Origin of the sequence: Chitinophaga sp. RCC_12 (assembly GCF_041360695.1) — a bacterium.
In the GTDB taxonomy this organism is placed as follows: domain Bacteria; phylum Bacteroidota; class Bacteroidia; order Chitinophagales; family Chitinophagaceae; genus Chitinophaga.
The window spans coordinates 947,749-960,638 of sequence record NZ_JBFUPS010000001.1; the positions used below are offsets into that span (position 1 = coordinate 947,749).

Here is a 12,890-nt window from a genome sequence, read left to right on the forward strand (position 1 = left end):
CTGGCTTAATAATTTGGGTTCTGGGTGAGGTGACTGGTCAATACTTCTGTAGATGGAATAGGCCACAGGTACTGACGCGTGGCATCAAACTTCCGCACGGTGATCTGTTTTACCAGGCCGGCATTATACATCGCGCTAAAATCCGCTATACCATCTTCATCAATAGCCGGCGTTTGCGGGAAGAACCATAATCCCGGCTGCACTATTTTTGTGCGCAGGTCCGCGGGTTCCAGCAAACCATAGTTTGCTTTGTTCAGCACTTTTTCCGCCAGCTTCCAACGGATGATATCCATGTAGCGGATGCCTTCCAGCGCAAACTCCATTCTTCTTTCCGTACGGATAATTTTACGCAGGGCCGACTGATCTGCCGTAGTCACCGCAGGATACCCGCTGGTATTGGTGTACACGGTACCATAGGCGCGCGCCCTTACTTTGTTAATAGCGTCGCGCACCAGCTGATCTGTTTCTCCCAGCTCTGTTTTGGCTTCTGCATATATGAGCAATACATCTGCAAAACGGATCACGATATTATCCGGTTCTGATTTCCAGGAGTTGAGGAGCCAGTCGCCGTCAATTCCTTTTTTCCATAACAACCCGTTGAACGATGCGTACTGTGCAATGGTGCGGGTATCTTTATTTTCTACGTATTTATTGTCTGATACTGATCTTACTTTCACGGAGTCCGGGTGTGGCTGGAAAATATATCCCAGGTGCGGTGTCTGAAACTCTACGATAGTGGCGGCACAGCGCGGATCCCGGTTATCAAACGGGCGGCGGGGATTAAATAAAGGGGATTCATCTACCGGTAATCCATCTTTACATAAAAAACTGCAAAAGAGATCCCATGACGGATCTTTGGCAGCCCACCCACCGGCGTTACGCGATACATAGTTCTGGCAATCGTCGAAAGTGACTTTTAAGGTCACGGATCTTGGCAGGCCAAAAACTGTTTCTGTGGAATTCTTTGTCTTCGACAGGAACAAGTTACCAAAATTATCGTGCAATTTATATACATCGAGATCGATACATGCCTTAGCGGCATCGCGTGCAACGGCCCAGTCGCCCATATACAGGGCAATACGCGCTTTCATGGCCAGGGCAGCGCCTTTAGTGGCACGTTTCAATTCCGATGTACCGTAAGTGGTTTTCAAGGAAGCGGCAGCGGCATCAAAATCTTCATAGATCTTTTTCAGCACCGTGGCTTTGTCCGTTTGCTTCAGCTGCAATGCCTGGTCGATATCGAGCATGGAATCGGTGTAAATGATATTGCCGTAATGCGATAACAAACGGGAATACATACACGCTCTTACAAAGCGGGCTTCTGCGGTGTAGTTGTTGATCTGGTCGGCCGACAACACCTTATCGGCGCGGGAAATGCTTTGCAGGATGTTGTTGGCGCGGGCAACGGCTTTGTAGGTATCTGTCCACCACTTCTTTACAAAATCAGTTTGCCCATTGATGGTAGCGCCGGTAATAGCGGTAGTAACGTCGCGGTAGATCCAGTCGTCGGTCCACTCGTCGTCGTCCCTCATCCAGAAATTGATTTTATACAATCCGTTAAGCGACATTTCAATTTCTTCCGCATTGGAATTCCAGGTTTCGCTGGAGCCGTCGGACAGCGGGTTGAGATCCAGGCTGCCGCAGGCGCTGAAGAGAAAACAAGTGATGCCGGCTATGAGAATAAGTTGCTTCATGTTCGTGGAATTTAGAATTTAACAGATGCGCCAATAACATAACTGGTGGTAATAGGATAGCCCAGTGAAGGTTGTTCGGGATCCCATCCTTTCGGGAAATTATGCACCGATAAAAGATCGCTAACGCTGCCGTATATACGAACACCTTGTATGCGGATCTTCTTTACCCAGTCGTTAGGCATGGAATACCCCACACTGATATTTTTCAGGCGGAAATAGGCGCCGTTGATCAGCCAGAAATCGGACATGGCGTAGTTATTGCCTGCGGAAGTATTGCTGTAACGCGGATACCGGACTGCTTTGTTCTGTTCCGGCGTATTGTATTTGCTCCAGGAATTGCCATCGAGGATAGCCGGGAAATTGCCGAAATTTTCCATGAGGGGCCGTACCATATCCACAGTAAGCCTGGAGTTTTGTTTGCCTACGCCCTGGAATACGATACCAAGGTCCCAGTTACGGAATCCGCCCTGCAAATTGATCCCGTATTGGTAGCGGGGCAGCGAACCACCCAGCAATACGCGGTCGTATTCAGGGGATATTTTGCCATCGGGTACGCCATTCGGACCGCTCACATCGCGGTAGCGGATATCGCCGGGCCTTACATTGGCATTGAGCTTCGCCGATTTATCCACTTCATCTTGTGTCTGGTAAATGCCATCAGATAAATAGCCATACCATTCGTTAAATTCACTGCCTTGTTTTTTGATAGAATCTCCCACGAACTGCGTACCACCCAGGTCGCCCATTTTTGATACAAAGTCTGCCACGTTCACGGATACACTATAAGTGAAATCACCGATGCGATCGTTCCAGCCCAGTTGCGCTTCCCAGCCGGTTGTAAACATTTTACCAGTGTTCTGGTAAGGATTGTCGAAGCCAATGTAATCAGGGATTTCCAGCTCCAGCAGGATATCGTCTGTTGTCTTCTTAAAATAATCACCGGTAAAACGTAACCTGTTATTGAGGAAGTTTACATCAGCGCCGAGATCCCATGAATGGGTGGTTTCCCAGGAAATATCACGGATCGCATATTGCCACTGTGCGGCAGATTGCGCGGATACGGCGCTGTTGCCTTTATAGAACAGGGAGTTATTTTCAAAGCGCAGTAATGCCTGGTAAGGATAGTTACCGATACGTTCGTTACCCAGCGAACCCCAGGAAGCACGGAGCTTTGCAAAGGATAACCAGGGCGCGGTGGATTTCATAAATTTCTCTTCTGATATGACCCAGCCGGCGGAAAAAGAGGGGAAAGAACCCCAGCGGTAGCCTGCAGCAAAACGGGAAGACGCATCATAGCGGATATTACCCTGGAACAGGTATTTATCTTTGTAGCTATAAGTAACCCTTCCAAACCAGGAGCGGTAAGCATTTTCATATGCGCCGCCGCTGTTGTCGCGGAACTCCAGTGGTCCCAGGTTGAGGTAAGGATAGTTGCTGAGGATATACTGGCCGCGGGAAGCGCCCAGATCTTCATTGAACGCCTTATAAAATTCATATCCGCCCATCAGGCTGAAGCTGTGGTCTTTGATTTGTTTACTATAATTGGCAATAAACTGGGTGGTATAGCGGTAGTTGTCATTGCGGACTTCTTCCAGTTTGGTTTCCGTAGCGCCTTCAATATATCCCGAAATGATGTTGGGATTGTTGAAAGACGTATACGGCACTTTGCGGGTAAATTTCTTTCCTTTATCGAAGTTAATAAAGGGAGATACGACACCGGAAATTTTCAATCCTTCTATGGGCGTAAAATCGATGCCTACCTTTCCGCCAAGTTGATTAAACCAGTTGTTGTTAAAGCCGCCGTATTTTGTTTGCACGTATATGTTCGCGCCGTCTTTTCCAGCGCCAATGCGGCCGTCGGACCACATGGCCGCGTAAATAGGCGGCATGATACCCATCTTGTACATTGGGTCTACGACGGGTTGTTTAACGATGGTGCGTTTGTAATTCACGTCCACGCTGGCGGTGAGGTATTTATTGATGACTATGTCGTTATTGATACGTGTGGTGAGGCGGTCGTAGGAGCGGTCGTCGTACAGTGCGCCGACTTTATCATATACCAGTGAAACCCTGGAGCGCAGTGCCTTCCCGGCGCCGGCGATGCTGAGTGCATGGGTTTCGCGGGGTGCGCTGTTGTTGAGGATCATGCCTCTAAAATCAGTATCCGGGTATTGATCCGGATTTTGTGCATGCAATGTGGCGTAGTTATCCACAATATCTTTGGTATAGGTAGGGTATTCGTTGGCGTTATTGCCATTATCGTTCCACCGCAGCTCGTTGGTAAGTTGCATATAGCGTACAGCATTGGCATAATCCGGCAGTTTGGTAGGCTTTTCCACGCCGTATTCATAGCTGTAGTTCAGGTCCAGCTGACCGCTCTTTGCGCGTTTGGTGGTGACCAGGATCACGCCGGCGGCCGCCCTGGAGCCATAAATAGAAGCAGAGGCGGCGTCTTTCAATACCGAAATATTATCGATATCATTTGGGTTGATGGAGTTGATATCATCTATGGGCACGCCATCGAGGATGATGAGCGGTGTGGCGCCGGCATCAGAAATGGTGGTGATGCCTCTTACGCGGATCTGCGCCACGGCGCCTGGTGCGTTATTGGTGCGGGTAACCATTACACCCGGCACAGCGCCCTGGAGCGCCTGCGATACCTGCGTGGTTTTGCGGGAGGCGATGGCATCGCCTTTCACGGTAGATACTGCACCGGTGAGGTCACTTTTCTTCATGGTGCCATAGCCGATAACCACCAGTTCGTCGAGCGCGGTGTTGGCGGCTTTGGTAAGACGAACGTCCAGCTTATACTGTCCATTCACGGTGATCTCTTCTTTATTAAACCCGATGTAGGAAAAAACGATCACGGCGCCATCGCTGATATTGGAAAGCCGGTATTCGCCCGTTTCGCTGGTAACAACGGCGTTGCTGGTACCTTTCTGTAATACCGTAACACCGGGCAGCGGTGTATTGGAATCGTCGGTTACCCGGCCGGTGATGGTCATTTGCGGGATCATCAATTTCAGGAGGGGCGGAAGCGTGAGTGGCGGTCGCTGCTTTTTTACGGAAATAGTTCTGTCCAGGATGGTAAAAGTCATCCCCTGGTCTTTCAGGGCAGCATTCAGCAATACCGCCAGCGGCGCGTTTTCCACGGAGAGGGTCACGGGCGTACTGTTTTGCAGCAGCTGGTTGTCGTAGAACACCACGTAACCCGTTTGTTTTTTAATGGCGGCAAATACTGCTTTGAGTGATACCGACTTACCGGAAAAACTGACCGTTTGCGAAAGGCCGGTGGCACTTACATTCAGGAGCAGTAATGTGAACACAATCGTTAACTTCATAGCTAACAGCATTTTGGTTGAGCATAGCGTGCGATGCCGGGAAACCCTGCTGCCTGTCCGGGAAATAACGCTCCGGGTAATAGCAACAGCTGTCCGGCTGCAAAGAGCGATACAATTAATTTGCATACATTTGCATTGTTTGGTTGAATGAATAAGGAGTCTTCGCCGACTTTTTTGTTTCTGTTATCCAGACGCCGCCGGAAATGTTATCAGCGTTTCCGGCTTTATTATGCATAACAGGTGAGGATACATAAACTACAGGAGCTTATGCAGTGGAATTTGTGTTTCTAAGTTTAATAGTGAATCAGTAACGTGGTTTTTTATTTCAATACAATAATATTTTTCCCCTCTATCTTAAATTTCACCCCATTTTCTTCCAGTATTCCCAACACTTCCGTTAAGGGCAAAGAGCGTTGCATACCGCCGCCAAAGCTCTTTTCAGGAACAGGTCCTTCATAAGTCACTTTAACGTCGTACCACTTCTCTATTTGCCTCATTACGGCAGGCATATCTGCGTCGGTAAACTGGAAGAACCCGTTTTTCCAGGCGATGATTTCATCGGTATCTATATTTTCAGTAACGTGTAATACTTCATCTTTGCCTACCCTCGCCTGCATGCGCGGGCGGAGTACGGTGCTGTTGCTGCCGGCAGTTACGCTTACGGCACCATCTACCAGCGTGGTGCGGACAGCCGGTTCCTCCGTATAGGCATTTACGTTAAATCGTGTGCCCAGTACCGTTATAGCGGTGTTGCCGGCGGCTACCCGGAAAGGCATATTGGCATTGGCGGTTACCTCGAAATAGGCTTCCCCTTTTACTGTTACTTTTCTTTCCTTACCGGTAAATGCGGCGGGATAAGTAATCGCAGAAGCGGCGTTCAACCAAACCTGTGTGCCATCCGGCAAGGTAAGGTGGTACTGACCGCCCCGCGGGGTGGTCATGGTATTATACATGGCCTCGCCGTTGCCGTTGCCCACATAAGCCAGTTCACCGTTGGCCTGTTTGATGATCTTTACGGCGCCCTGCCGGCCCAATAGTCCGTTGCCGGCGCTGTCCAGCGCAATCACGCTCCCATCGGCCAGGGTGAGCATGGCGCGGTTGCTGCCCGGCATCACTTCATTTTTATATCGTTGTTGTTTGCTTTCTGCTACCGGCGATGGCGACCGCTGATGCTGCCATGCCCATACGCCTATGCCACCCAGTACAAGGATACTGGCAGCTGCCCACCATATTTTATAATAGCGGGTACGCGCCTGTACCACGGGGACCTCCGGCGCACGGCCAAACATGGCTGACACAATACGGTCCGACATTTCATCCGGCATCATGATCAGCGGCACATGCGATGCCCAGGCTTCTCCCAATACGGCTTCCAGCACAGTATCATCCGTTTGCCGGTCGATCCATGCCGCCAGCTCCAGCTTTTCTGCCGGTGTACAGGTATTATCAAAATAGCGTGCTGCCAGGTAGCTGATCCTTGCTGAAGTCATGCGGTGTTTTTACATTAATGCGGAATCTGTCGTATTATAGACACCCGGGCGGAAGGATATAACTAGTGTCGCTGAAAATATTTTTTCAGCAGAAGCCATCGATGATCATCAGGAGGCAGGAAGCGCCGGTAATGGAATGCAGGTGCGGCCCCAGTTGCTGGCGGATGGTGCGCAGGGCGGCAATCATATGATTATTAACGGTAGACGGGGAAATATTAAGCTGCCGGGCAATTTCTTCATGTTTCAGTCCCTGTTCCCGGCTCAGGGTATACACCAGTTTTTGTTTTGGGGGAAGATGATCGAGCGCGTATTGTAACTTTTCCCTCACCTCGCGGACACTCAGGTTATCCGCGGCATCAGCGGGGGCGGCATCGTTGATCGTCCTGGTGAGTTCAGCCAGGATCAGTGTTTCTTTCGCCATCCGGCGGAACGCATTCAGTGCCTGGTGTTGCGCCATCCGGTAAACATACCCGCCAAACTGTTCAATGTTCACCAGGTTTTCACGGTCCTTCCACAATTTCAGGAATACGTCCTGTATTACGTCTTCCGTCATTTCGGGAGATTCCGTTAAGCGCAGCAGGAAGCTGTACAACTTATGCCTGTACAGGAAAAAGAGTTGGGTAAACGCCTCCTCATGGCCTTCGGCAGCCCTTTGCAACAATTTCTTTTCAATGTTTACGTGCTCCATGGAACCGGATAAAGTGGAATAGTTTTACATAACGTCGTTGTATTAAAAGTAAAGAAAATGATGGAACGGGGAGAAAAAAATAAAAAAGGGCTGTCGTTTCCGGCAGCCCTCTCCTGTAAATTCGTTTTTGTTACTGTAATTCTCTTACCCAGATATTCCGGAAGCTGAGCGGTTCACTCTTATCGCCATGTGCCTGCAGCTTGATAGGGCTGGCGCCATGCGCCTGGCGGTAAGATGCCTGGCCGATGTATTGGGTAGGGCCTTTCAGCTCGTAGCCATTCTGTACTACCACGCCGTTAAAAGTTACGGTTACTTTTGCGGGAGATACCAACGCGCCATCTGCACCAAATACGGGCGCTGTCCAGATGACATCATACGTATTCCACTCCCCTGGTTTCAGGGTAGGGTTAGCCAGTGGCACGGACTGCTTGTAAATGCTTCCGGCCTGGCCATTGGTATACGTTTTATTGTTATAGGAGTCCAGTACCTGTAATTCATAACCGGCATCCCCTTTACCAATGGAGGCGAGGAAAACGCCGCTGTTGCCCCTGCCCTGACCGGTACCGGTGATATTCGCGGGAACGCGCCACTCGATATGTAACTGGTAGTTCTTAAAGGACTTCTTTGTTTCAATATTCCCTGACTTCTTGTTTACCGTCAGAATGCCTTTGTTCACCAGCCATTCTGCGGGTTTCTCCCGGTCGTCGGTCATTACCCACTGATCCAGGTTGCTGCCATCGAACAGTATGATCGCATCCGAAGGCGCTTCACCACATTTTTTTCCGGGTTTTACCTCCGGCGGCACCGGGGTATATACTTCTGTATCTTCAGGTTTTGCTTTCTCCTGGGCATTGGCGGCGCCAATTCCTCCGGCCAGCAGCATGGTAACTAAGATTCTCTTTTTCATAATCAATATTTAACTGGAACTAATTTTATGGGTCAAAAATGTAACCGGCGGCACAATAATATATAAAATAGTATCGGTAAGCAAGCATTTTTATGTCAGCGGCAGCCCGTTTGGTAACATACAGTTAACACTAAAAAACATTCTTTGCGGATTGATTACACTTAATTAATACGTGCTGTCATTACAAATGAAACGTTTTTTTCAGTTTATCGTCGTATGCTTATCTGTCCTCCCGGCAATCACCACCACTGCGCAGGACACCCTGCAAATGCAGCTGGCCGCCGCCGGAAAGCTGAGCCAGGAATCACCGGATGCCGCCTTTCTTGCCCTGCGCAAAATGCACGATGCAGCTATCAGTAACAAAGATGAAGCCACTGCCGGCAAATGCCTCCGCCAGATGGGAAAAATCTGTTTTACCCTGGGGCACTACGCCAAATCGCTGGAATACTACCAGCAGGCGGCCACTCTTTTTACCGCCACCGGCCATAAAGCCGCCGAAGCGGCCGTACTCAATGATATGGGCCAGCTCTATTACCGCAATATTAATAAGCCAGGCGCCAAAATGCAGTACGATAAAGCCCTTCAGCTGTACCGGCAGGTAAATGATCCCGCCGGCATTGCCGCCACCTATGGCCACATTGGTCACTACTACGAAAAACAGCAACAATACGACAGCGCCCGGTATTTCCAGGAACTGGCGCTGACACAATACCAGCGCGCACGCGACACTTTCGGCATGGCCGGCATCTACGAAAACCTGGGCACCATTTATGAAGACCTCGAAAAATACGATACCGCCCTCTCCTCCTTCCGCATGGCCCTGCAACTTTTTGAGGCAAGCCACGAACGGATAGCCGGCATAGAAGTATTAAATAATATAGGAGACGTGCTCCGGAAAACCGGCGATGTAAAAAACAGCCTGCCCTATTCTAAAGCAGCACTCGCCCTGGCACAGCAAACCAATAACAAGTACCAGGAGGCCGCAGCCTGTAAAGACATTGCCAAGGCATTTAATCTCCTCGGACGGAACGACAGCGCCTTTTATTATATGGAGTACAGCCGCAAATGCCTGCTCGACATCTACTCTGCCCAAAACAACCAGCAGATGAATTTCCTTCAGATCCTGTACGATACCAATAAAAAGAACGACGAAATCCTCCAGCTGGAAAACAGCCATAAAATAAACCGCATCATTTACACGGCAGTAGTCATTGTAGTGGTGTTACTCATCCTCCTTTGCCTGCTCACCATTTCCCGCCAGAAGCTGAAGATCAGCCAGGCCCAGACCGTATCTGAACGGAATGCCGAAATAAACCGCGTGCAGAAAGACCAGCTGGAGCTAAAAAGCAGGCAGCTGGCCACGCATACGCTGGACGTGATTCAACGAAACCAGTTCCTCGATGAACTGCGGAATACGCTGTCAGAAATGGTACAGGAAGATAAACGGGACCAGAAAAAACAACTGCAGCAACTGGTGTTGAAAATTAACCAGACCGTCAATCACGAGAAACAATGGAAAGAATTCACCGGCATCTTTGAACAGGTACACCAGGTGTTTTTTGATAAACTCAATGCGTTGCACAGCGATCTTACCAACAACGATATCAAATTACTGGCGCTCCATAAAATGAATATGGACTCAAAAGATATGGCTACCATTCTTGGTATTTCACCCGACAGTTTACGGGTGGCAAGATACCGTCTCCGGAAAAAATTAAACATTCCCGAAGGCGATACGCTCAACACTTTTGTGCAAAGCCTGTGATGCATAACGTTCCGGTAACGTTGCGGTAACATAATGGTAATGGCGATTCCTGTTACAAATAAACACCTAACTACCAACAACTTACATCCTGTTTGTATACGCTGATCACGCTTTGTTTACGGTGTTGTTAACGCTGTTTACGTTTTGCTTACGCTGCTTTCTTGCATTTTTTTTTGCAGCAGCCCACATTTGCGATGCCATTCGCCACTAACACGAACGGCATCAAATTCACCAAAAGATGAAGACACTTTTAACAACGCTTTTATGTCTGCTGCTGAGCGTCACATTTGCCAGCGCCGGCAGTCTGAAAGGACATGTGTACGATCAGAAAACGGGCGAACCGCTGGTAGGCGTCACCGTTGTAATGGACCAAACCAAACTGGTAGCTCTCACGGGTCTTGATGGTTCCTTTGAATTTAAAAAAATCACCGCAGGAAAATTCACCCTGCACATTTCCCATCTTACCTACAAAACATTAACAAAAGAAGTTACCGTACAGGAAAGTGACAACCCCGCGCTCAACATCTACCTCAGTGAACGCAGCAGCAAAAACCTGAGTGAAGTAGTGATTGCCGGCGGCACCAAAGCCTCCTCTGAAAACACCGCCCGCAAACTGGAACAGAAATCCGTCCAGGTGATGAACGTAGTATCCGGTCAGGCAATAGAAGTATCGCCAGACCTCACCGTTGCCAACGTGATCCAGCGCGTTTCCGGCATCTCCATAGAACGCAGCAGCAACGGCGACGGGCAATACGCCATTCTCCGCGGCATGGACAAAAGATATAACTACACACTTATCAACGGGGTGAAAATACCCAGCCCGGATAATAAATACCGCTATGTGCCGCTGGACATCTTCCCGTCGGAATTGCTGGACCGCCTCGAGGTATATAAATCCTTAACCCCCAACATGGAAGGTGATGCCGTAGGCGGCGTAGTGAACATGGTAATGAAAGACGCTCCGGGGAAACTGTCGCTCAACGCCAACGTAGCCACCGGCTACAGCCAGATGGTGCTGGATAAAGGCTTTACTTCCTTTGATGCCGGCAACATACAATCCAAATCACCTTACGAAGCGCACGGTAAAAGCTATAATGCCACTCCCGCAGATTTTGCCACTGGTACACTCGACTATAAAAACAAAAGCTTCGCTCCCAACCTGGTAGCAGGATTATCTGTTGGCCAGCGTTTCCTGCACAATAAACTGGGTGTGATCCTCGCCGGTAGTTTCCAGAACACCTATCGCGGTACTACCAGCACATTCTACAAGAACGACATGGATACCGGGCATTACTCTGTGCTTACCAGTATGCAAAACAGGCAGTACAGCGAACAACAGCAGCGCAGTGGTGTTCACGGGAAAATCGACTATGTGTTTAATGAAAATAATAAGCTGTCGCTTTACAACGCCTATATGAACCTGCAAAGTTTCCAGACCCGGGAAGGTATTACCACCAACTTCTCTGATGGCGTATTTGATCCTGCAGCCGGAAATGCACAGCTGACGTTTGAAAACCGTTCCAGGAAAACCACCCAGCAGATCTACAATTCCACCCTGCATGGCGATCACCATATTATTCCGGGTAAATTAAAGTTGCAGTGGTCTGCCGTGTTTTCTTCCGCCAAAAATGAAGTGCCGGACAATACTACCATTGCATTAAACGGGGTACGGAACAACTTCCAGGACACACGTACCACTATTGAAAACAACGGTACCTCCCGTCGCTGGGAACGTAATACAGACAATGATCTCGCGGGCTATCTCGATCTTACGTACACTGCCAGGATAGCCGGCACCAAAGTAGATTTCTCCGCCGGTGGCCTGTACCGCGACAAACAACGCAGCAGCTTCTTTAACAACTATACCTTCAGACCTTCGAATATCAATGCTGTATATGGCAAAGATTTTACCAGCTATACAGATATCGTATGGGAGATCCAGAACCCCGGAGGCGCAGTAGGCAACCCGCTTACTTACGACGCATCCGAAAAAACAACATCCGGATATGGCATGTTTAAATTTGAAGTAGCTGAACTGGAAATAACCGGTGGCGCACGCATAGAGCATACCGACCAGGGTTATCATATGTTTTTTCCACAGGGAGAAGACCGCCCCACGGGCAGCCAGGTATATACCGATGTATTGCCGAGCCTGAACCTGAAGTACGAGTTATCTAAACACCAGAACTTACGCGGTTCCTACTTCCGCTCACTGAACCGTCCCGGCTTCTTTGAAATTGTTCCTTCCAAAATTATACTGGAAGACTACCAGGAACGCGGTAATCCAGACCTGAAGCGCGCTATCGCGGACAACTTCGACCTGCGTTATGAACTGTTCCCAAAGCGTTCCGACCAATTGCTGGTAGGCGTATTCTACAAAAGGATCCAGGACCCGATTGAAAATACCATCCGCGCAGATGCCACCCGCCCGCAGGATCAGTATTATTCTGCCGGTAACTTTGGTACCGCCCGTAACTACGGCCTGGAAATAGATTATATCAAATTTTTCAGTAAGATAGGATTCAAAGCGAACTACACTTATACCCATTCTTCTATCACCACTTCTAAAAGTCTGAGGATCCGGGATGATAAAGGCGACATTGAAACCATCGCTGTGGATCAGACCCGCCCTTTATACGGACAGTCGGAGCACATCGGTAACCTTTCCGTGCTGTACAAAGACATTCAGCATGGATGGGATGCACAGCTGGCCGGCGCTTACACTGGTCCGCGTATCAACACTGTTTCCCAGTACATCGATAATGATCTGTGGCAGAAAGGATTTATACAGATGGATCTTTCTGTAGAAAAAAGATTCAGAAACAACTTCAGCATCTTCGTTAAAGCAGGTAACCTGCTGAACACACCCACAGAAATATTTATCAAAGGAACGGATCCTGCCAATACCAATATGCCCGGACAGGGAAAGGCCAATGAAACCCTGATCAGGAAAGAATATTATAAACAAACCTACCTGCTCGGCGTACGTTACAAGTTATAAACTC

General features: G+C 49.0%; 7 protein-coding genes. 2 read left to right on the forward strand and 5 right to left on the reverse strand.

All coding sequences use genetic code 11. The features are described from left to right. Nucleotides 1–5: 5 nt before the first annotated feature. From AB6805_RS03775 to AB6805_RS03795, 5 genes are all read right to left on the reverse strand, one after another. Complete coding sequence (locus AB6805_RS03775) at nucleotides 6–1,694, reverse strand: RagB/SusD family nutrient uptake outer membrane protein (protein WP_370908119.1); 1,689 nt, start codon at nucleotides 1,692–1,694, stop codon at nucleotides 6–8. Between the two features lie 11 nt (nucleotides 1,695–1,705). After that, nucleotides 1,706–5,035 carry a TonB-dependent receptor gene (locus tag AB6805_RS03780; RefSeq protein WP_370908120.1) on the reverse strand — a complete coding sequence of 1,110 codons (3,330 nt, stop codon included), beginning with the start codon at nucleotides 5,033–5,035 and terminating at the stop codon, nucleotides 1,706–1,708. Between the two features lie 320 nt (nucleotides 5,036–5,355). Next, a complete protein-coding gene (locus AB6805_RS03785; protein ID WP_370908121.1) occupies nucleotides 5,356–6,525 on the reverse strand; it encodes a FecR family protein in 1,170 nt (389 codons plus the stop codon). Between the two features lie 85 nt (nucleotides 6,526–6,610). Next, nucleotides 6,611–7,213: an RNA polymerase sigma factor gene (locus AB6805_RS03790; protein WP_370908122.1), complete on the reverse strand. Its 603-nt coding sequence runs from the start codon at nucleotides 7,211–7,213 to the stop codon at nucleotides 6,611–6,613. Between the two features lie 130 nt (nucleotides 7,214–7,343). Next, nucleotides 7,344–8,120: a DUF1080 domain-containing protein gene (locus AB6805_RS03795; protein ID WP_370908123.1), complete on the reverse strand. Its 777-nt coding sequence runs from the start codon at nucleotides 8,118–8,120 to the stop codon at nucleotides 7,344–7,346. Between the two features lie 187 nt (nucleotides 8,121–8,307). Here AB6805_RS03795 and AB6805_RS03800 point away from each other — a divergent pair, with 187 nt between their 5' ends. Further along, nucleotides 8,308–9,885, forward strand: a complete 1,578-nt coding sequence (locus AB6805_RS03800; RefSeq protein WP_370908124.1) for a tetratricopeptide repeat protein — start codon at nucleotides 8,308–8,310, stop codon at nucleotides 9,883–9,885. Between the two features lie 238 nt (nucleotides 9,886–10,123). Then, on the forward strand, nucleotides 10,124–12,886 hold the full coding sequence (locus AB6805_RS03805; RefSeq protein WP_370908125.1) for a TonB-dependent receptor domain-containing protein: 2,763 nt from the start codon (nucleotides 10,124–10,126) through the stop codon (nucleotides 12,884–12,886). Nucleotides 12,887–12,890: the final 4 nt, after the last annotated feature.